General features: G+C 40.7%; 17 protein-coding genes. 8 read left to right on the forward strand and 9 right to left on the reverse strand.

Annotated elements, in window-relative coordinates; all coding sequences use genetic code 11:
- Window positions 1-20 precede the first annotated feature (20 nt).
- The gene (locus EJ995_RS06140; RefSeq protein WP_126446658.1) at window positions 21-1,109 is read left to right on the forward strand and encodes a DNA topoisomerase IB; all 1,089 of its coding nucleotides are present in this window, start codon (window positions 21-23) and stop codon (window positions 1,107-1,109) included.
- Here the strand turns inward: EJ995_RS06140 and EJ995_RS06145 are convergent, their stop codons facing one another.
- Together EJ995_RS06145 and EJ995_RS06150 are read right to left on the reverse strand one after the other, a co-directional pair.
- Complete coding sequence (locus EJ995_RS06145) at window positions 1,110-3,551, reverse strand: hypothetical protein (RefSeq protein WP_126446660.1); 2,442 nt, start codon at window positions 3,549-3,551, stop codon at window positions 1,110-1,112.
- 60 nt (window positions 3,552-3,611) lie between these two features.
- Window positions 3,612-4,211, reverse strand: coding sequence for a ribonuclease HII (locus EJ995_RS06150; protein WP_126446662.1), 600 nt, complete (start codon window positions 4,209-4,211; stop codon window positions 3,612-3,614).
- Between the two features lie 133 nt (window positions 4,212-4,344).
- Here EJ995_RS06150 and EJ995_RS06155 point away from each other — a divergent pair, with 133 nt between their 5' ends.
- The 5 genes from EJ995_RS06155 to EJ995_RS06175 all read left to right on the forward strand — a co-directional run bounded on the left by EJ995_RS06155 (window position 4,345) and on the right by EJ995_RS06175 (window position 11,104).
- Window positions 4,345-6,294 carry a putative porin gene (locus EJ995_RS06155; protein WP_126446664.1) on the forward strand — a complete coding sequence of 650 codons (1,950 nt, stop codon included), beginning with the start codon at window positions 4,345-4,347 and terminating at the stop codon, window positions 6,292-6,294.
- A gap of 204 nt (window positions 6,295-6,498) precedes the next feature.
- Entirely contained in the window at window positions 6,499-7,578 is a 1,080-nt protein-coding gene (locus EJ995_RS06160; protein ID WP_164549878.1) for a hypothetical protein, read from the forward strand.
- Between the two features lie 84 nt (window positions 7,579-7,662).
- The gene (locus tag EJ995_RS06165; RefSeq protein ID WP_126446666.1) at window positions 7,663-7,953 is read left to right on the forward strand and encodes a hypothetical protein; all 291 of its coding nucleotides are present in this window, start codon (window positions 7,663-7,665) and stop codon (window positions 7,951-7,953) included.
- Window positions 7,954-8,003: 50 nt separating this feature from the next.
- The gene (locus EJ995_RS06170; protein WP_126446668.1) at window positions 8,004-10,460 is read left to right on the forward strand and encodes a TonB-dependent receptor; all 2,457 of its coding nucleotides are present in this window, start codon (window positions 8,004-8,006) and stop codon (window positions 10,458-10,460) included.
- A gap of 56 nt (window positions 10,461-10,516) precedes the next feature.
- Window positions 10,517-11,104 carry a type 1 periplasmic binding fold superfamily protein gene (locus tag EJ995_RS06175; protein ID WP_126446670.1) on the forward strand — a complete coding sequence of 196 codons (588 nt, stop codon included), beginning with the start codon at window positions 10,517-10,519 and terminating at the stop codon, window positions 11,102-11,104.
- 173 nt (window positions 11,105-11,277) lie between these two features.
- Here the strand turns inward: EJ995_RS06175 and EJ995_RS13145 are convergent, their stop codons facing one another.
- The 7 genes from EJ995_RS13145 to EJ995_RS06205 form a co-directional block, all read right to left on the reverse strand.
- Window positions 11,278-11,421 carry a hypothetical protein gene (locus EJ995_RS13145; protein ID WP_164549879.1) on the reverse strand — a complete coding sequence of 48 codons (144 nt, stop codon included), beginning with the start codon at window positions 11,419-11,421 and terminating at the stop codon, window positions 11,278-11,280.
- 26 nt (window positions 11,422-11,447) lie between these two features.
- Window positions 11,448-11,609 carry a lmo0937 family membrane protein gene (locus EJ995_RS06180; RefSeq protein WP_126446672.1) on the reverse strand — a complete coding sequence of 54 codons (162 nt, stop codon included), beginning with the start codon at window positions 11,607-11,609 and terminating at the stop codon, window positions 11,448-11,450.
- 132 nt (window positions 11,610-11,741) lie between these two features.
- A complete protein-coding gene (locus EJ995_RS06185; RefSeq protein ID WP_126446674.1) occupies window positions 11,742-13,292 on the reverse strand; it encodes a cryptochrome/photolyase family protein in 1,551 nt (516 codons plus the stop codon).
- A gap of 202 nt (window positions 13,293-13,494) precedes the next feature.
- Window positions 13,495-14,820: a DASH family cryptochrome gene (locus EJ995_RS06190; protein ID WP_126446676.1), complete on the reverse strand. Its 1,326-nt coding sequence runs from the start codon at window positions 14,818-14,820 to the stop codon at window positions 13,495-13,497.
- A gap of 12 nt (window positions 14,821-14,832) precedes the next feature.
- Window positions 14,833-14,976, reverse strand: a complete 144-nt coding sequence (locus EJ995_RS06195) for a DUF2256 domain-containing protein (RefSeq protein WP_126448886.1) — start codon at window positions 14,974-14,976, stop codon at window positions 14,833-14,835.
- Window positions 14,976-15,623, reverse strand: a complete 648-nt coding sequence (locus EJ995_RS06200; RefSeq protein ID WP_126446678.1) for a flavin reductase family protein — start codon at window positions 15,621-15,623, stop codon at window positions 14,976-14,978. The genes EJ995_RS06195 and EJ995_RS06200 overlap by 1 nt, the downstream gene beginning before the upstream one ends.
- Before the next feature lie 117 nt (window positions 15,624-15,740).
- The gene (locus EJ995_RS06205; protein ID WP_126446680.1) at window positions 15,741-19,763 is read right to left on the reverse strand and encodes a fibronectin type III domain-containing protein; all 4,023 of its coding nucleotides are present in this window, start codon (window positions 19,761-19,763) and stop codon (window positions 15,741-15,743) included.
- Window positions 19,764-20,040: 277 nt separating this feature from the next.
- On the opposite strand from EJ995_RS06205, the gene EJ995_RS06210 reads away from it, so the two are divergent.
- Together EJ995_RS06210 and EJ995_RS06215 are read left to right on the forward strand one after the other, a co-directional pair.
- On the forward strand, window positions 20,041-20,850 hold the full coding sequence (locus EJ995_RS06210; protein ID WP_126446682.1) for a class I SAM-dependent methyltransferase: 810 nt from the start codon (window positions 20,041-20,043) through the stop codon (window positions 20,848-20,850).
- A gap of 81 nt (window positions 20,851-20,931) precedes the next feature.
- Complete coding sequence (locus tag EJ995_RS06215; RefSeq protein WP_126446684.1) at window positions 20,932-22,461, forward strand: GH3 family domain-containing protein; 1,530 nt, start codon at window positions 20,932-20,934, stop codon at window positions 22,459-22,461.
- The last annotated feature ends 50 nt before the right edge of the window (window positions 22,462-22,511 follow it).

Here is a 22,511-nt window from a genome sequence, read left to right on the forward strand (position 1 = left end):
CATCGTCCTACTTTAGTCACATGACATTGACACCAGAACAAATACGCGAGGCACTGACCCAGCCTGAAATGGCCGCACACCTAGCAGATCTGGTGTACATTCAAGATGAGCACCTGAGCATTCATCGCAAGAAACACGGTCGTGGTTTCACCTATCTTATCAACAATACAGAGAGAGTTAAGGATAAAGAAGAACTCAAGCGTATCAAGTCGCTGGTAATACCGCCAGCGTGGCAAGATGTGCGTATCTCCAGTGTGGCAAACGGTCACTTGCAATCTGTAGGTCGTGATGACAAAGGCCGCAAGGTGTATAGATATCATGATTTGTGGAGTCTTCTAAGAAACCAGACAAAGTTTTTTAAGATGTCCGCTTTCGCGAAAGCGTTACCCAAAATAAGAAAGCGATTAGAAAGTGACCTAGCATTAAAAGGAATGCCTCGTGAAAAGTGTCTAGCGCTGGTAGTGACTGTTATGGATCTAACACACATACGTGTTGGCAATCAATATTATGCGCGCAAAAACAAAACTTATGGACTCTCTACCCTACGCACTAAGCATGTAGAAGATGATGGTGACGGCGTGACCTTTAATTTTAAGGGTAAAAAGGGCGTGCAGCAATCACACACCATTACTGATGAAGAAATCGTAGAGCTAATACACCAGTGCGAGGAAATTCCGGGTTGGGAATTGTTTCAATATATCGATAAAGATGGATCGCATCATGGTATCGATAGCGGTATGATCAATGATTATATTCATGAGGTTGCTGGTGATATTTTTAGCGCCAAGGATTTTAGAACTTGGGGCGCGACCACTACTTTTTTTGAGAAGATGCTGGAATTGCCAGTGCCAGAAACAAAGAAACAACGCGATAAAAATATGCTAGAAGGATATGATGCTGCTGCAGAAGAATTAGGAAACACACGCAATGTGTGTCGTCAATATTATGTGCATCCTGAGATTCCCAATGTGTACGAAGAGGAAGATAAATTTGAGCAGTACCGTAAAAAGGTAAAAGATTATAACGACTACAAACGCTTCACGGCAGCCGAGCGTTGCGTGCAGGAAATCATTGAGAACTTTGAGATCGAGTTCAAGCTGGAAGATTAATTACCAACTATAAATCAACACTTCATTACCATCAACGGTCGCAATAAAGCGGCTGTTTAAACCACCTATTGTTGTCATTGCCTTACCGTAAACGGGTAAAAAAGGTACCATTTCACCTTTACTGTCAAAAATGTATACTTTGTTCTCACCAGTGTCGACCGTGTAAATAAAGTCTTTACCATTTATTGATTGGATTCTTGCTGGCGTGTAAGTACCGTATGGTAATTCAATGGAATTGTCGTTGATCTGCAGCTCGTTTTTTGACTGGCGAACTTGAGTGCGACTGGACATTTCAATGTAGTCGTCATTATTCAAGACTGTTTTAGTTGTGGTGATTTTACCAGTGGTTGGGTTGATTTTGATCAATTCTCTGTTCTTGTTCAAGGTTTGAATCAAATTGTCCTTGAAGTATAATTCGCTTGTATTATCAATGGTTTGACCAATTTCTGTTCTTACATCTCCAGTCCTACTCAATAACTTCAATTTATTAGAGCTGGTGGTAAAGGCAATGTAATCTTTGGAACCTTTTCTAAAATGCTGTGGTGATTCTGCAATCTCGCCGTCACTTGTGTATTTAAAGCCGTTGACTTTATTACCGCTACTGTTATACATGATTAATTCATCATCTAGGGTAAGTAGAATGCGGTAATTTTTATTGTTGTCATAGTCAAATAGACTCAACGGTTGTGTGATGTCATTACGGGTTTTTATCGGGAAACCATCCACATCATTGCCATTGCGATCTAATAGATATACTTGATTTTGTGTATTAAATAATAATTGACGACGTCCATTTTTATAAGTATCTACAGATTGAATGTCACCCATGATCTGGTTGTCCAGCTGTTTACTCCAGTAGGCCGTACCGTCAGGTGCGATAAGGGTAAGATTATATTCTACATCTTGAATAGCGATATCATAACTACCGTTGGTATGATTGGGAAATATAAATGGTCCAGCTACAATATCATTTGATGATTTGTAGGTTCCTACTTGAGCAACAAGCGGCGCGAGTTGTTGCTGATTGTTAATAGGAACAACCATGCGATAAGTTGCGAACTGGTTTTCATGAACATATTGATGAATGATTGCGGGAAAATCCTGCGCCTCAATTTTATCTAAAAGTTCGCGATCGTTCTTACTCAAGTTTTCTTCTGTGTCCTTATAAAATTGAGTGCTTATTACTTCAAGCAAGGAGCTGCTGGTTGCGAGCTCCTTTGATTGCTCTTGCCACCATGCTAGGCTAGATAGGGTAGAGCCATTCTGGTAATTGGCAATGATAAATTCCAGCGTTTCCACACTAGCTGTCCATACCATAAATTCATCGAGAACGATGACATGTTTATAGCTCCTATTGTCAATGAGTGGTAGCAGATTATTTGTTTTCCATGGCTCGCTCATCGTATAGATGACTTGATCGCGATAGGTGGTTTTGTCACTGCTCAAACTATCCAGATTGAGGAAAAGTTCCTCGTAGGGTTTTAAGTGCATCGCTATTGCGTTGCCCTTTTCTAATTCTAATTGCATGAGCTCATTGCTGTTTTCAAGAATAGCCGTTGTACGACCATCTTTCCCAGCAGCCTTGTTGTGGTAGGTCTTTAAATTAGTAATCAACTCTGCCTTGTCACCGTAGGTAATAGACCTGGCTTTGATAAAAGACACTGGTAGCAATTGAGCTACCTTATTCTCTTGTGCTTCTAGATTATTGTAAAGCGATTGCTTTTGTTTGATACTGTCCTTGTAGATCACAAGACCGTCAAGTTGCATCTTTGAATCGGTAGCATCTACTTCAGTTTGATACCAGTTTTTACTGTTGTTAGTTAGTTCAACAGTCTGATTAGTCATGAAATCCCAAAACCAAGATTTATTCTGCGATCTTATATAAAAGGATAGATCGTTACCATGAGTGCGATCGTATAAATCTTTGAACATACCGTCAAAAACAAAATCTCCTAGATTTCTTCTCAGGATACTTTCCATCACGATTTGTGAGGAACTAGTAATAGTCAGTCCATCTTTTATGGCTTGATAGTATGTATTGTCGTCAACCTCGCGGACATTAATTTTAATGTCATTGTACGTAATGGTTTTGGTAGTGGATAAGCTGTCAGGTACCTGTGATTTTTCAGCATAAGTAATCATGGTGATTACGGGCTGGTTCTTGCCTTCCATGCTCAAGGCTATGAGCGCTTCATCTTTTACAGGTGTGTTGAATAGAAATGAACCAACCGTTGCTAGATCTTGAAACCTGTCCAACTGATTCACAGCATTGATGATAGGGTTATTTGATAAAAACTCATTGAGTTGTGCCATGTCTGTTAGCGAGACTACGGCGATGGATTCAGATGGTAAGTAAGCGACTAGATCATCGCTAACGCTGTCTTCATCCTTGCAAGAATTGAAGATCACTAGCAAAACCAATAAATACCATACTCTTTTCATTCCCTATACTTTATCGCAAAAGTAAAATGATTACTCAAACTCAGCACTCGTTTAAGAAACTTATAATGGCAGTTCAAGTTGTTCTGGTAGTAATTTAAAGGTCATGCGGTGATAATCTGTCGTACCGTGATCGCGTATCGCTTGTCTATGTCGCATGGTTGGGTAACCCTGATTATTACACCAGTCATATTGTGGAAATTCCTGATCTAGCTGTTGCATGAGCGCATCGCGATGTGTCTTGGCTAGTATGGATGCCGCGGCAATATGCAAATACTTACCATCGCCCTTTATGACAGTAGTATGATTGATGCCAGGATATGCTTTGAATCTGTTACCATCAACTGCAATATGTTGAGGTTCAATTTTTAATCCTTTGACGGCTTCATGCATGGCTTGAATACTCGCATTGAGGATATTTATTTGTTCAATCACCCGCATGTCCACATGAGCCACATGGTAGGCAATGGCCTCTTTCTCTATAATAGTTCTTAGTTGGTTTCTACGCTTTCGCGAAAGCTTCTTACTATCATTCAACGCTGCACATTTAAAATCTTGTGGTAGAATCACGGCTGCCGCAGTCACAGGGCCAGCGAGGCAACCACGTCCAGCCTCGTCAGTACCGCACTCAATAATATCAGGATATATTTGTGGTAGGAGCATATTCAAAATTAGGAATTTGGGATGGTAAAGTTGACTGCAACCGCAAGAGGCTTTTTAATATAGTATTATAATGTGGTCGTGCTCATAATATTTCATGAGTATATGCGCTATTTATAAGTATTTTTGACCGCTCATGAGATATTGTTTTTTCTTCATTGTCCTATTTTCTTTGCCATGGTGCGTGAGTGCACAGCGCAGCGGTGGACTTACTCCTATAGGTCAGGATCAAGATGATAGACCTATAAGTAACAAGGAACTTACGGTAGATGGCGAGAAGCCGCCTATTACAGATTACCTAATAATTTCTCAGTCTCGTGACACAACATATGTTGACACGACACTATCGATTCAAAAAGACTACAAGTTCAATTACTTGAGAAGTGATGACTTTGAGCTCATGCCTTTTCAAAACATAGGGCAGCCCTATAATAAATTGGGCAAGCAAGTCCACATGCAACAAATCATGCCGGGTATGGGCGCTAATGCTAGACACGATAATTACTATGAGATTGACGATGTCTATGATTACTACGTTCCAACACCGTTAACAGAGTTGTATTTTAAAACTGCCGTAAACCAAGGTCAGCAACTCGATGCGTTTTTTACCAGTAACTTATCACCGCAGTTTAATTTCTCTATCAGTTATAAAGGAATGCGCAGCGCCGGTGAGTATGTCAATACACTTACTAGTACAGGAAACTTTAAATTTACTTCTAACTACTTTACCAAGGATAAAAAATACCGATTGCGATTACATACCACCTTTCAAGATTTGACTAATCAAGAGAGTGGTGGGCTTACAGTAGAATCACTTCAGGGATTTATAGATGAAGATGAAGATCTTGACGATCGTGGTAGGCTAGAGCCTAATTTGAACGATGCAGAAAGCTTATTGGAAGGTCGCAGATTTTACATCGATCACGATTATGAGTTGCTAGGGCAAAAAGACAGCACATCTTATTATAGCGCTAGGATTTATAACACCGCTTATTTTGAAGATAAATTCTACAGGTTTTCAGAGCCTACACCAACACCAGGATTTCTAGGCGAGTCTTATGTTTCTAGCGGTATTGAAGGTAAAACCAACTATGAGCATAGTCTGGTGGAGGCTGGCTTGACTTATGACCACTATATATTAGGATATTTCAAGGCTGGATTGGCACGTCGAGATTATAATTACGGCTATGATCGTATTGTAAACACGTCAAACGGCGTGGTGGATGATCGACTTATAGGTGAGGTGTATCAATTTAAAGCCGCTTTTGCTAAGCGATTGGGCGTTTTTGACTTTAAGGCAGATGGCGCGATCAATTTTGCAGGTGATCTAGATGGTCAGTATTTACGAGCCGCTGCTGGTCTGCAGTTAAAAGATGTATTGCTTACCGCCAGCGCGAGTGTAAACAGCGTCGCACCAGATTTCAATTTGCAACTTCACCAAAGTGATTACATCGCTTATAACTGGCAAAATAATTTTGAGAATATCAAGAAACAGCAATTCACTTTTAAGATTGACAGCGATAAATATCTAGATGCTCAAGTTGACTTTACCACAATGCAAGACCATGCATATTTCAATTATGAGAATGTCGGTGTACTATTTACACCGCAACCGGTGCAGACTGATCAGGATATTACCTACTTAAAAGTAAAGGTTCATAGAGGTTTTAGATTCTTAAATCATTTTGGTAGTGATCACACGTTGATGTATCAAAGTGTCACCCAGCAAGACAATATCTTCAATGTTCCAGAATTTGTAGCTCGCAATACCATTTACTACGAAGGAGAGTTTTTCAAAAAGGCTCTTAAGTTACAAACAGGCGTGACGCTCAAATACTTCAGTTCTTATTTCATGGATGCCTATGATCCTGTGCTGGGAGAATTCTACACACAAGATCGAGTAGAGTTGGGTGATTATCCACTTGTGGATATTTTCCTCAATGCCAAAATTCAGCAGACAAGGATTTTCTTTAAGTTAGAACATGCAAATTCACCATTTGCAGACCCTGATTACTTCAGTGCACCGTTGCATCCCTATCGAGATTTGACCTTGAGATTCGGGCTCGTTTGGAACTTTTTCTTGTAATTCCTATCGTTTTTATGGAGCATATCGGTGATCAACCGATTATTTTTTCTTTAGAATGTTAAAGTAAATAAGGTCTAATAACCATCATATGTTGAATTTAGGGTTGACAAATGTTAACCCTTGCAAATCTGTTAGTGTTTTATTAGCAACTGCAATGACTTATCGCACGTAGTTTTACTCAAAGAAAAATAATTTATTTACACTATGAAAATTAACAAATTAACAATTGCCTTATTGGCAACCGCAGTAATCGGCTTTACCTCATGTGACGATGATGATGACCTAGAGGAAGGAAGATTTGACAGAGCAGAATTATATGTAACAAGTGTCGCAAATGGTGATGTGACTGTTTATGATTTTGAAGATCGTGATGATGTTGATGTTACTACATTGACCAACAATTCAGACTCAAATGAAGGTATCATTTATGATGCAAGTAGAAACGAGCTTTTTGTAGCATCAAGAAGTAATCAAACTTTAAGTGCATATACAGGAATCGAGGATTTAATCGACGGTGGTGTATCAGGCGTTTCAGGAGTAGAGTCAGATGACGATCTAGAAAGCCCACGTGCCATTGCACGCAATGGTAGATTTATCGTTGTAGCAGATAACGATGGTGATGGCGATAATAGCGATGATTTAAGTGATGATGACGACGATAATGATGATGACGATGGTAATGAATTGTTTGTTTATGAAAGAACATCAAATGGTCTTGAATTAAGAGATCGTTTTGAAGTAGATTTTGCTCTATGGGGTATTGAATTTATAGGTGATGATCTTTATGCAGTAGTTGACCAGACTAATCAAATTGCTGTATTTGAAGACTTTCTAAACAACACTGAGGATGATGACGACGATGACGACGATGATCTTGATGCAGACAAAGTGGTGTCGATTGAAAACCTTACAAGAACTCACGGTATCGCATATGATAACACTGATGACGTGATGATATTGACTGATATAGGTGCAGCTAGTAGTGATAACGATGGTGGTCTTATCTTGATCCAAAACTTTCAAGATATATTTGACGCAACACCAGAAGGTGGAACGATCGCAACAGGCGCCCAAACAAGAGTGTATGGATCAAACACATTCTTGGGTAACCCAATTGATGTAGATTATGATACTGAAACAAACTCAGTATTAGTCGCAGAGGTTGCCAACGGTGGTGGTCGTGTATTAGGATTTAATAATATTGGTAACGGTGGTAACATTGCTCCAACTATTAATAATCTCTTGCCAGGTGCAAGTTCAGTAGACTTCTACCTAGAAGACTAATTAGAATTTTAAAATTTAAGAAAGCCAACTCACTAGAGTTGGCTTTTTTTGTTGGTAATAATTTTACATTTTATATATTTGAACGTGTCTATCATCAAAAAATACGCTTCATTAGTATTACTGCTGCTCTTTCTAGGAGTGCAGGCAACTTCTTTGCACGGTTTTTCTCATGAGGATGATGACACTTCATGTGAGCTATGTCTTGTAGTTCAAAATTTTCAGGAAGAAGAGTTTACGGGTCAAGATGCGATTATAATAGCACCACCAGTAATGATTCTTGTAAGTGTTGAGGTTGGTGATCATTACGCTTTCGCGAAAGCGGAATCCCAACCAACTTTCTACCCATCACGGCCACCGCCGTTTACCCATAGTTAGAATAACACGATCGCATCGGGCGATTGTACTACCTATGAAGTAAATACCCTATGTTTTTAAAAAATATCGTGGTAATTGTCCTTTTATCGGCAATTACCGCAACGGCTCAGGACTGTCGCATACAGTTAAAAGGTGTCGTTACTGATTTTCATGACGCAGCGCCACTAGAACTCGCTCAAGTTTACATTAAGGAAGCAGGAAAAACCGGCACCACTAATGAACTAGGTGAGTACCAGATCAAGAACCTGTGTGCAGGTGATTACACGGTTGTAGTGACCCATTTTTCTTGTGAGACAAAGACGTTGAATCTTAGTTTGAGACGTGATATGACTTATAACGTCAAGCTAGAACATCATATCAATGACTTAGAGCAAGTAGATATTCTAGCAGATGTTCACGATAATCATGACCAGACGCAGTCTAGTACACGTGTAGATCAGGAGACCATTAATAAATATAGTGGTGCAACATTAGGCGACGCGCTCGCGACTGTGCAAGGTGTATCAGCGCTCAAGACAGGCAATAGTGTGGTAAAGCCAGTTATTCATGGTGTTTACGGTAGTAGAGTAACTATAGTAAATAATGGTTTAAGGCAACAGGATCAGGAATGGGGTCTAGAGCATTCACCTAATATTGATGTGAACACCGCAGCAAATATTGAAGTTGTAAAAGGTGCAACGGCCTTGAGGTATGGTGGCGATGCCATTGGTGGAACGATTATTATTGAACCAGAGCGTTTCCTGGCTATGGACACCTTGAAAGGCAAACTCATAAGCCAACTGCAATCAAATGGTCGTGGTGGTAGCCTCACAGGAACTATTGGGAACTATAATAATAGTGGCTGGTACCAGCGTGTAACATTGACCGGTAAGCGATTGGGTGATTATGAAGCACCAGATTATGTCTTGAGTAATACAGGTGAGCAAACCTTCTCAGGTAACCTCGCGGTAGGGTACCAGCAATTTGAGTACGGTGGTAGCATCAATTACTCCTATTATAATACAGAGTTGGGAATCCTGCGTGCATCGCATATAGGTAATAGTACCAACCTTGTAAGATCTATAAACTCTGGTCAGCCTAATATTGTACGGGATTTCACCTATGATATCGATCCACCTAAACAGCAGGTAGAACATCATGGATTACAGCTTAAAGGCTTCAAGCGTTTTGCAAATCTGGGAAAACTCGAGGTAGATTATGCGTTTCAATTTAACAATAGGCTAGAATTTGACATACGTCGTGGTGCTAACGCTGGTCGTGCATCGCTGGATCTTGACTTGACGACACACACGCTGGCGGCATACTTACTGGTAGATTCGTTAGAAGATATAGAGTTGGAACTAGGTGTGGACGGTTTGCATCAAATCAACGAGCCTAATCCAGCTACTGGCATACGTCGATTGATACCAGATTATGATAGCCAGAAGATAGGTGGTTTTATCAGTGCCAATAAAAGATTCCATTCTAAGTGGCTTGTAGATGCTGGTGTGAGATATGATTTATATCGTATCGCTGCACAAAAGTTTTATCAGTTATCGCGCTGGGAAGACTTGGGCTATGACGAGCAATTCCCACAATTCGAGGTGCGAGAAACAAGTACTCAGATATTGACAAATCCTGAGTTTGATTACAGCCTACTGGCTTTCAGTGCAGGTGTCAAATACTTTGTGGATGACCATTATGACTTTGCGATTAATTTGAGTAGTGCCAGTCGAGCGCCTAATCCTAGTGAACTCTTCAGTGATGGGTTGCACCACGCACTGGCGACTATAGAATTGGGCCAGCTCGATTTAAGAAAAGAACGATCGTATAAGCTGAACTTGACGGCCCATGCTGGTAAAGGTGGTTTTAACGCCGTTGATATCGAGGTCAACCCTTATTTAAGTTTAGTAAAAGACTACATACAATTAGTACCGATTGGGTTGGAAACGACTACAAGAGGTGCATTTCCAGTGTATCAATATGAGCAGGTAGATGCTTTGCTAGCTGGTGTCGATGTAGGTGCCTCATGGGACATCGTTTATACTGAGCTTGTGGATCCTGAAGATCCAGATGGTAACCCAGAGCTTTTTGAATCCTTGAGACTCAACTCAAGATTTTCTTACATCTATGGCGAGAATACAACAGACGATGAACCGCTCATACTCATACCGCCTACACAATTTTACAATGAATTGGTCTGGAGCAATGGAATTATCGATAATCTAAGTTTTACACTGGCTAATCAATCAGTACTTACACAGACTCGATTTCCTGATGATGATTACGAAGTCAATATACCGGATGATCAGGGAAATTTTCAAACGGTTACTGTGGAAATAAGTGAAGCACCTAGTGGTTTTTCCTTGTGGAATGCTGGTGTCAGTTACGCTTTCGCGAAAGCGCAATTAAACCTGCGCGTAAACAACTTATTGAATACCAATTATAGAAACTATCTCAACAGGCAACGCTTTTATGCAGATGACATAGGGCGTGATTTTCAATTACAATTCATCTATAACTTTTAAACTCTCGAGCTATGAGAAACAACAATTTTAATTTTAACCCAGTAAACTTTACAACTATGAAAAAGCCAATTTTTAGATATGCACTAGCTGCATTACTAGTAACATCATTTGTTGCATGTGACGACGATGACGACTCACCAGAAGAGATCAACCCAGAAGAATTAATCACTACGGTTGAGTACACACTAACCAAAACTGACGACGATGACGATGATGATGACAACGACGATGATGTGATTGTTTTAAAAGCGGTAGATAATGATGGTGATGGCCCTGATGCACCAGTGATTACCGTTAGCGATAATCTTGATACAAATTCTACCTATTCAGGAAACATAAGATTCTTAAATGAGAGCGATCCCGGTGATGTTGAGAATATAACAGAAGAGGTACAGGATGAATCAAATGATCATGAGGTGTTTTATGCATCACCGATCAGCGGTTTGCAGATCACAAAAGATGATACAGACAATAATGGTAATCCACTCGGTTTGAGAACAACTGTAACTACAGGTGCAGCTGGTACGGGCAACTTGACTGTAACACTGCTTCATGAACCTAATAAGCCTAATAATGGTACGGTATCAAATGCAGGCGGTGAGCCGGATGCAGAGGTAGTGTTCCCTATCACTATAGAGGACTAGTTATACTTTAGGGGTATAATGAATGGCCGTCTGGACTGCAGAATCCAGGCGGTTTTTTATGCTTTATATTTCGAGAATTTGCATTTATATTGATACCACTTTATACATAAAGCGCATAAAAAAAGCCTTTTCAAATTTTTGAAAAGGCTTTTATATTTGATATGATAGATTGATTAATCTTCCATCTCGTCTTCTATGTCGTCTCCTGCATCTTCTATAGCATCGCCAACTTTTTCTCCAGTTGACTCTTCTCTACAGCTAGAAATACCTACTGTAAACATAGCTACCATTGCAAGTAATAATATTTTTTTGATCATAATTCTATAGTTTTAAAATTAAAATTTTATCTGCGACCAGATATGATGTTTATAAGGATCACGATTATTGCGATAACTAGCAATACGTGGATTAGACTACCTAAGCCCATACCATCGCCTACACCTACAAGTCCTAAGACCCAAATAATTAAACAGATTACTGCTACCAGCCATAAAATACTTCTCATAATTTTAGTTTTTTGATTTCATGAACAATTTAGACACTTGGTTTAAAGCAGTCTGTTAACAAACCATCAATTTTGCAAAATTTGTGATTTTAAAATGTAAGGTTTCTACAAAAGCAATTAGAAACTTATGAATCAATAATTCTGCGGATTCTCAATCACGTCTTGTGCGCGTTTTTTATGTGCCTTTAATTTATCGCTATCCATTTTCTTGAGATTTGACATGATCATGTTCATACGTTGGTTGTTCTCAAAATGAGATTTTTTCTCGTCTAGGAAATTCCAATACAGCGAATTGAAAGGACACGCGCCGTCCTCGCCACCTTTTTTGCTCACGCTATACTCGCAGTTCTTGCAGTAGTTGCTCATTTTATTGATGTAGCTACCGCTAGATACATAGGGCTTGGTAGCGATGATACCGCCGTCTGCAAATTGAGACATGCCGCGCACGTTGGTAATCTCTACCCATTCTACAGCATCGATATAAACACCTAGATACCACTCGTCTACATAACTAGGTTCCGTCATCGTTAGTAGTGCATAATTTCCTGTGATCATTAATCGCTGTATGTGGTGCGCATAGGCATTATCCAGTGAATTATTGATCGACTCGCTCAGGCATTTCATTTTGGTCTCGCCAGTCCAATAGAAATCTGGCAAGTCGTTCTTGTTATCCAGCTCGTTTTTAGATTGATAATCTGGCATTTCCTTCCAGTAGATACCACGCATGAATTCACGCCAGCCTAGAATTTGTCTTACAAAACCTTCAACCTGTGAGATCTCTATATCCTTACTATCACGATAAGCCTCGATGACTTTCTCAATCACTTCTTTTGGGCTTAGAAGCTTGCTGTTCATGGTAAAACTTAAACGTGAGTGGTACAGATATTCTTCCTCAGTATGCATGGCATCTTGATAGTCGCCAAAATGCACCAGCAAATTCTCACAGAAATAATTGAGTACATCAAGCGCGTCGCTGCGCGTTACTGGCCAGTTGAAATTCTTTTCGTCAATACGGCCAAAAGTCTTCACACCTTCATCTTCTAGCAACTTTACAATGTCACTCACATCCTTCCGGAACCCTTTCTCATGAGGGATTTCTGTATCATGTTCCCACTTTTGCCTGTTGCTCTTGTCATAGTTCCAGTCGCCACCTTCAGGTTCTTTGTCGCCTTCTATAAGTATATCGTGCTTCTTGCGCATATCACGGTAGAAATATTCCATCGTCATGCGCTTCTTGCCTTCAAAAAATTTCTCTACGTCTTTCCTTTTGGTATAAAAATGCTCTGTATCATAGCCTTCCCATTCTATATCGAGCGAGTCGCATATATCCTTGAGCTGTTTGTCCAGTCGCCACTCATCGGGAGCGAGGTATTCAAACTTTTCTATATCATGTTCTTTGATCAAGTTCTTAATGTTTTTCTCAAGATCTTGCTCATTGTCCTTATGGTCTAGCTCATAATAAACGGTTTCCCAGCCACGGTCATTCATCCATTCATTGAAACCACGCATGGCAAGAAAAAACGCACAAACCTTTTGAATATGGTGCTTGACATAGTCCGTTTCCTGGCGCATCTCTGCCATGTGGTAAATAATGTGCTCTTGATCGCCATTAAACCAGCTGTGTTTGTGGTTGAGTTGATCACCCAGTATAAATCGCAGTGTTTTTGGTTTGCTATCGCTCATAATTTTGGAAAGTAGAGTGTTTTTGGCTTTTTAAAGTCAGTAAATTACTACGTGACTGTTTTGATTTGCGTTAAGGCTTTCACAGAATTTGTTGAACCACGTGCAGTAAGAAATATGACTATTCCTGCATATTTTATGAGTAAAGTAGTTTTCATGATTACGCTTTCCTGCCTGCCGGCAGGCAGGCGCGAAAGCAAAATTATTACTCACTTAACCACAAGTCACGATATTCATGGTCGCCATCATAGCGATCTGCCTGCGATTGAATGTTGAAGGTGCGATTTCTAGGATCGTTGCCCACGCCGCTGTTGTACATCCAGTTACCGTAGTTGCTGTGTACGTCATAGTCAATGAGAATGTGTTCAAAATAGGCAGCGCCTATACGCCAATCCTGCTCGCGATGCATAGACCAATAGCTGGCTACATTTTGACGGCCACGGTTACTCATGAATCCAGTGGCGGCGATCTCCTTCATGTTTGCATTGACAAAATTCTCATGCGTCTCGCCTTGCATCCATTTCTTGAGTTCTTTATCGTTAGCCTTCCAATCATAATCTTTTTGTAGAATACCACCTATGTCAAAGATCTTCTCGCGATGTTTAAGTGATACATATTTGAAAAAATCTCGCCAGATTAATTCAAAAACCAACCAATACGTATCCTGATTTTTCTTGATCTCTTTCTCAAACTTTTTCACCTCATGATAGATCTCACGAGGGCTAATGCTACCTACTGCCAACCATGCGCTGAATTTGCTGCTGTAATCAGTTCCTACGAGTCCGTTTCTGGTTTTTTTGTAGCTTTTGAGTTGTTCTGTTTTCCAGAAATAATGCTGCAGTCGATTCCATGCCGTCTTGCTGCCGCCTTTCCATGGAAAAGCCGTGCGTTCATCTTTCTCAAAAGTCTCTAATCCTAAATCTTCTAGAGTTGGTAAGTCAGTGTTCTCAACATCGATCGCTTCTTGAGAATAATTATCAATCTCAATAAGATCGCGCACGCTGGATTCTTTTTCTAGTTTCTTGCGCAGCTCGGTAAATACCTTAGGGATTTTATCAAAACTATCAAACGGTATATCGTCAGGATGATATAAAAACTGATCGTAGAATCTGTGACCTTTTACTTGGTCTTTCAGTCCTTTTTCTTCCAACGCTTGGCCCAGCTCTTCTTCCTGCTCTATTTCATCACGCGTCCATTCCTTTTGCAGGTAAATGTTCTTGATATCATGTTTTTCAATCAATGATGGTATGACAGCAGCTGGCTTGTCATGAAATACCAATAACGGGATATTTATCTCATCCAATTGCCTGCGCAAATCCTCGACGGATTCTATTATGAATTGTGCGCGATATTTACCAGTACGGCTAAAAGGTAACTCTATATCCACGTTAAGATTGAAATCACTTTCTTTGTAGAATCGAGGGTCAAAAAAATACACGCCTATCACACTACCTTCTGCATCACAGGCAGCCTTAAGACTTACTTGATCTTGTGTTCTTAAATCATTTCTAAACCAGACTAAACTTGCCATTTTCTCTTCATATTATTTATTAGAACTGCATTTTTTACTACAGTAGATCACGCTTTCCCAATTCTTTTCCCACTTCTTGCGCCAGGTAAACTCTCGTTCACAAACGGGACAAACTTTAGTAGGTAGATTATGCGGATTGCGTGCTTTTTGTTTCATCATTTTTTGATCTCTATTTCCTCAAGCTTTTGATCAACCTTAGCATAACTCAATCGCTTTTCTACAGTAGCAGTTGCATAAGCGTCCAGTCCATTGATAGTTACTGTTCCTGCCTTATCAAGATTGACCCAACCATCATCCGTCTGGATTTCTGGAGCTAGAAAAATGTCTGTGATTCTGCAAATGACCAGCCGACAATCGTTTTCTTTAAGATAGTACTCGTTTTCATAGGTCGCTGCTACTTGTACATGAGCATATTTCACGAAAGGGGCTTTGAACCCATCACGCTTAAATCTTTCTATTCCTAGCAAATCAAATTCTGATAGTTTAGGATCATACTTGGCACTGCTTTGATGCGCTGCATCTACCAGATCCATGTTAATGTGATTAAGTGTTATAGAATTGGTTGCCTTTAAGTTCTCATAAGTGTGACCAGCGCCATGACCCAATGGTCTTTGTATGTATCCAAACAATGCTGGATCACTTCCTAGATGGGTTACACTGCTAAAAATCGCCACGTTGTCAACGCCATCTTCTGATCTTGTGGCTAATAAATTGGCACTCTTGAATCCGGTTATACTATTGATAAGATGACCACGATAGTGGCGCTCCATTTTTTTTATTTCGTATAGGCTGTAGTGTTTCATAATGCTATAATCTCAAAAGTAGGTTTAATCAATCCTTGAATAGGTTAAACAAAAATCAAAACATAAAAAAAGGCCGTTCCGTTAGGAACAGCCTTTCTTGCTGGTAAGCTAGAAGCCCTACTTAATAATGAATCGCTCTACGAGCGTTTCTTTTTTAGTCTCAATTTGTAGCATGTAAACACCTACGGCAAGATTACTCACGTTAATCGCTTGAGTGGTTTCACCTTGTAGTACCTGCTGTCCTTGCATGTTAAGCACACTATACTTGATGTTTTCAAGACTTGTCACTTTCACATTTAAGGTTCCGTTTTCAACTGGATTGGGATAAATCGAGAATAATGGCGCATCGTCTATTGGTGACTTATTCACCGCATATTGATAATCATTATTAGTAGCATTACCTAAACAGAAAGATTTTACATCTGTTCTAGTAAATGATCCACCTGATGCAAGTACAGCACCATTTGAACTGTTAGTCAATGCATAACTACCATTACCGTATTGGCAACAAATACCATCGCCGTAGGCATCAGTAAAAGTCAACGTATAACAATCCTCTGGCAACGTCAATGGAATGTTTACGGTAGAGCCGTCTGCTTGAGATGCATACGTTCCACCAGAGGCAACTGTTGCGCCCGAACTATTAACTAACGTCCAGCTTGTCTCTTCTGGGTAGTTGTCAAAAGTAATTCTCAAGTTAGCTGCTACGGGTTGTGCTGCTGCACCATCGGTGAGTTTCACATCATCGATAGCCATATCACCTTGCCATGTAGTTCCTGTAGTACCATTAAATCTCAATCTTACTGTTCCTGCACTATATGCTGATAAGTCAACGCTGGCATCTCTCCAGGCGTTACCTTGATTACCAGACTTGCTCCATACGGTTGACCAGCTCGCTCCATCATCTTCAGATGCTTGTAGCAATAGACCACCCATATTGGTAGCACCATACATATGATACTTGAAGGTAAGTGTAGCATCACTTACTCCAGCAAGATCAAAACATGGCGAGTTTAATATTGCGGTTTTGGTGCTGTAGTTAGGTGCCGATGATTCCATGTAAACATAGTTAGAACCTTCGCTTGCGCTTGATGGTCCAGTTGCATTAGACGGCGTGCCACCGCTTCTACGAGTCCAGTTAAAATCATCGCCAGTCCCTTGAGTCCAGCCACCTAAACCAGATTCAAAACCTTCTGCATAAGGTGTTCCAGCTGTAGCCACACATCCAGCAGACGCCTCTGGCTCTGTAGTAAAGCTCACTGCCGCACTTTGATTACTGATGTTTCCAGCAGCATCTTTAGCTGCCACTCTAACTGAATAGTTTGTTCCAGCGGTCAATCCAGTCAAGTTTGCAGTTGTTCCTGCAAGAGAGCCTAGTAATGCACCATTTGAATACACATCATATTCTGTCACGCCAACATTATCTGTAGAAGCATTCCAGTTTAAGGATGCTGTAGTTTGTGTGATCGCGCTTACTACCACATTTGCTGGCACGCTAGGCGCCGTTTGATCAACTGGTGTAACATTTACTACATTAGAAGCATTGGACTTGTTTCCAGCTGCATCAACAGCTACAATACTAAAGCTGTAGGTCGTCCCAATAAATAATCCATTTACTACTTGACTTGTGTTAGTTGTTGTAGTAAGTAGATTAGAACCATTATAAACTTCATAGCCAGTCACGCCTACATTATCACTTGATGCATTCCAGACCAGAGTTGCAGAGGTCTCACTCACGTTATTTGCAACAAGTGAGCCTGGCGCTGTCGGTGCTGTTGTATCAGCGACAACGCTTCCTACATTCACCGTGTAATCTTCTACCTCGCCATAGTCAAATGTTTCACAAGCTGTTGGCAACGCATTATATTTCATAGAAACTCTCAGGCGAGTTGCGCCACTCGCAGCACCACTCGGAACTGTAAATGATCCAGAAATCAGTACATTTTGCGATGGTGCAGCAGTGAAGACTTGCTCACCAGCATCGTTGAAATCGCCATCTTGATTGTAATCAATCCACATTGCATAAGCCTCATTATACTTAGTTCCAGTCCATGTAGGCGTTATTTCTAAGGTGTATGAATCGCCAACTGCTAGGTCTGTGCTTGAGGCTGTAAAGTTGCTATAACCAGCTGCATTGCCCGTACTTGATTTATTGATCGCATTTAATTTGAAATTGCTGATGTACTCATCTGCCACGCTATTTCCTTTAGACGCACAGTACTGAACACTGGTCGTAGAGAAATTGATTGTCGAGCTGTATGCACTTTGAGAACCGTCAGCACATACGCTTCTCACCTGAACTTGATAAGCTGTATTTGCAGTAAGTCCAGTAAGGTTTGCAGTCGCATTGTTAACTTGTTGTGTCGTCCATGCAGTTGTTCCGCTTTCGCGAAAGCGTACAACATAAGAAGCACTAGGAATTGCAGTCCATCCTATGGTGGCATCTTTGTCGCTTGCGCCGTTCAATTGAACGTTAGCCGGCACTGAAGCTACACATGGCTGTGCCTGTGCTGCGATTCCTGTAACGATCAATGAATAATTCTGAGAACCGCCGGTAAGCGTTCCTTTATGGGTAACTCTTATGGTATAGGTCCCAGAGGCATTTGCTACAGTAATGCGCTCATAAGGATCTCTTGAATTGTCACCTAGTCCATTGGTATTAACCCCAGTCAATCTCCAAGGTAAAAACGTTGAGCCATTTTTAGAGACACGCACGTCAAGGTCATTGACAAGTCTAGCTGTGTTGCTATTTGTTGCTGTAGTTGCAACTCCAGCACGGTCAGTCCAAGAGATAGAAGCCATTAAGTCATTGATGCCATCAGAGTTCACGGTAATCTCATATGTCTCACCAGCACTTAAAGTAAGTTCAGAAATTTGAGAAGCAGTTCCTTCATTGGTGATAACTTCTGCAGCCTTTTTAGTATTCATTAAACCCCAACCGTAAATTGGATCTGGACCTACCATTCCAGCATCATCTGCCGTGTGTAGTGCAAGACCTTTTACCGTCGCAGCTCTCATGTATGAACCTGCTGTCTCATTGTGCAGCTGTTGTAACAATAGGAGTGAACCCATCACATTAGGTGACGCCATGGACGTTCCTGTGATTGAGTTGTAAGCTGTGTCGCTAGTTTCATAGGTAGAAAATACCTGTGTACCGTTACCAGTAATGTCTGGCTTAATTCTCAAATCATCAGTAGGACCTTCACTACTACTAGAGTTTATGGTCACACTTCCTAAAGATCCGTCGCTGTTGATGACTGCGTCGTTTGCATTTGCTACTACCATGTTATTCTTTGCAGTTGCCGCGCCAGATAGTTTGTCATAAGCAGAATTGCCACCTAGTGGTGCACCATTGTAAGTATTCTGGTTACCATCGTTACCAGCGGCTTTTACCATTAAGAAATAAGGTGCATTGAACATCAACTCATCCCAATCCCTAGAATCTGTGATGTAGGCGCCAAAATAATAGTCCGGCAATTGATCACCTCTATAACCATAAGAGTGGTTGGACAATAACATACCGTTGGCAGCTTGTGCGGCAACCTCGGCAGTATCATTGTTCCAGTCATGACCTACAGCTTTAGCCTGTGGTGCCATACCTTTTGCATTGGCATTTGCTCCATAAGCGATCACGGTACCTGTAACGTGGGCTGCGTGAAAGTTGAGTGTGGTAGAATTATCACCTATGGTAAAACGATTGTTACCACCAGGTCCATCATATTCCTGGTGCGTGCCGCGAGCCAGACCACCATCCCAAATGTAACCAGTCATATTTTGACCTTCTACATTAAGTCCTAATCCACCATTGTTGTGCAGGAAATTAGCGCGGGTAGATTTTGCAGCTGCTACATTATAGGTAGTGTAGTAAATAAGCGTACCGTCTGGATCAATGCGCTGCAATTCTTGATAGGATCCATCACTGGATTTTTGAATCATCGGGATATTCCCAGCGATGGCAGCAGCTCTCACAGCAGCTTTTTCAATTTTTTCTTTGGCCTCAAATTTTTGAGACAACTGTTGCAGATTGCTCACATCCATTCTGGATTTGATCTGCGCACGATCCTGCTCGGTTTGAGCAAATGAGATCGAGGTCATTACCGTCATAAGGGAAACGGATAACCAGGTAGTTTTTAAATTCATTTGTTTGGGTTTTGATTAAAACAGGCTAGAAAGAAACCAAAATTTGTGTTAACCAACTAAGGATTTGTACAGAGTTATTACCAACTAATTATCATTTGTATAAACACGTATTATTATCCATCTCATAAACAGTTAATTACATAAAATTGACAAATGTTAAAATTTTAACTGCAGCTAAACGATTTATCATTTCACTCGGTTAAGTGCTTTAGTTTTGTTGTTTTAGCAAGTTTCTAGTCTCAAATAATGCTAGATCGATAATTTGATAGCCAAAATCATGAAAGACCAAAACCCAGACGTCTTAAAAGCCATCGAGATCAACAGGCAAACCTGGAACGATAGGACAAATGCTCATTATAGCAGTGGCTTTTATGATAGTTCCGCTTTCGCGAAAGCAAAAAATTCATTGAACTCCTACGAGATAAATGCTTTAGGAAATGTTACCGGCAAGTCTGTGCTGCACCTGCAATGTCATTTTGGGCAAGACAGTCTGAGTTGGGCGCATAAAGGTGCTACAGTCACAGGCGTAGACTTTTCAGAAACAGCAATCAACAAGGCGCGAGAACTAAGTGCTGAGTTGAAGATTCCAGCCAAATTTGTTTCATGCAATGTTTTTGATACAGCATCTCATATCGATAAGAAATTTGACATCGTTTTTACCAGCTATGGAGTGATAGGCTGGTTACCAGATTTAAAGCCATGGGCACAAATGATTGCCACCATGCTCAAACCTGGTGGTACCTTTTATATGGTAGAGTTTCACCCAATCGCATGGATGTTTGATTACCTAGAAAAGCCAGCCGTCATGAAATATCCATACTCAAATAAAGAGGTCATCTATGAGGAATACTCTGGCAGCTATGCCTCGACTGAAAGTGATTTGAACAGTAAGGAATATACTTGGAATCATCCCCTAAGCGAAGTGATACAATCCTTGATCGATGCAGGTCTCACCATCGAGCTTTTTGCAGAGCATGACGGCAGTCCATATAATGTATTCCCAGAAATGACAAAAAAAGGAGATTTATATTATTTAGAAAACCAATTGTACCCTACTATTTTTGAGATTAAAGCCACAAGATCCTAGCAGGTTAAACCTATGCTAATTGACCTGTGCTTATCACGCTAGCAAGTTGACTTAGTTATTTTTGACCAAATTTCAATTTTCATGGCAATCCTAGGTCCTATAATTAAAGCTGCACTCAACGTTCATGAGTATTTCACTCATGTAGATAATCATGTGGAGGCGCAGGAAAAAGTATTGCAGAATTTGCTTGATAAAGCAAAGGACACGGCCTTTGGAGAGAACTATGACTTTAATTCTATCCTGGCATCAGACGAGCCTGCGGCCATGTTTGCAGATGCAGTACCTTATCATGACTATAACTCTATGGATGAGAAATGGTGGCAACGTATTAAAAAAGGTGAGGAAAATGTAACCTGGCCTGGCTTGCCCAACTACATGGCGCGCAGCAGTGGCACTACTGGCAAGAAATCAAAGATGATTCCCGTAACAGACGAAATGCTGGATGCCATTAGAGCTGCCGGAACTCGACAAGTAAGCTCGCTAACCAATTTTGATCTGGATGCCGAGGTTTTTGAAAAAGAGGCGCTGGCACTAGGTAGCAGTACAGATCTTGATGAAGTTGATGGCTTTAAAGTAGGTGAGATTAGCGGTATCGCAGCCAGTAATATTCCTGAATTTCTGGAAAGTAAGTATCGTCCTGGTAGTGAGATCTCACGCATTGACGATTGGGATGAGCGTGTGGAGCGCATTGCACAGGAATCGGGTGATTGGGATATTGCCATGATAAGCGGCATACCGTCATGGCTAGAAATGATGCTTAAAAAAGTGATGGATCACCATGGTGTGGACAGCATTCACGATGTATGGCCTTCCTTGAGTGTTTATACATCAGGTGGCGTGGCGTTCGAGCCATATCGCAAAAGCTTTGAGAAGCTATTTTCAAAACCTGTTCAAATCGTGGACACCTATCTAGCGAGTGAAGGGTTCATCGCTTGCCAGCAGCGACAGGAGACAGATTCTATGCAATTGATTACGGATGGTGGCATCTACTTTGAATTTGTACCCTTTAAACCAGAATACATAGAGCCAGACGGCAGCATCTCGCAAAATGCACCAGCGCTTACCATGGCTCAAGTGGAAAAGGATGTGGATTACGTATTAATCATCTCCACGGTCAGTGGTGCATGGCGCTATTTGATAGGCGACACTATTGCTTTTACAGATGTCGATCACGCCGAAATCAAAATTACAGGTCGCACCAAATTCTTTTTAAACGTTGTTGGTAGCCAGCTTTCAGTTTTGAAAATGGAAAAAGCAGTTCAAGAACTGCAGGAGCAATTCAATACCAGTATCAAAGAGTTTACCGTGTATGCTCGACAGGATGATCAAGGAGATTTTTATCACTATTGGTATCTGGGAACTGATACAGAAACTAGTGAAGAAGACTTGAAAGAGGCCCTGGACCAATCATTACAGGAAGCTAACAAAAACTATAAGGTAGCTAGAACAAAAGCCTTGAAAGGAGTAAAAGTCACTAAGGTAGATCCAGATATTTTTGCTGCCTGGAACGAGCATCAAAAAAAGAAAGGCGGACAGGTAAAAATGGCCAAGGTATTATCTGACGATAAGCAAGAGGCTTGGGAAGAATTTGTTACTAATTACAAAGGGTAATCTAGCAATACAATTTAATAGGATTGCGCTTTCGCGAAAGCAAAACTTTA

Source organism: Nonlabens ponticola (assembly GCF_003966335.1).
Lineage (GTDB): Bacteria > Bacteroidota > Bacteroidia > Flavobacteriales > Flavobacteriaceae > Nonlabens > Nonlabens ponticola.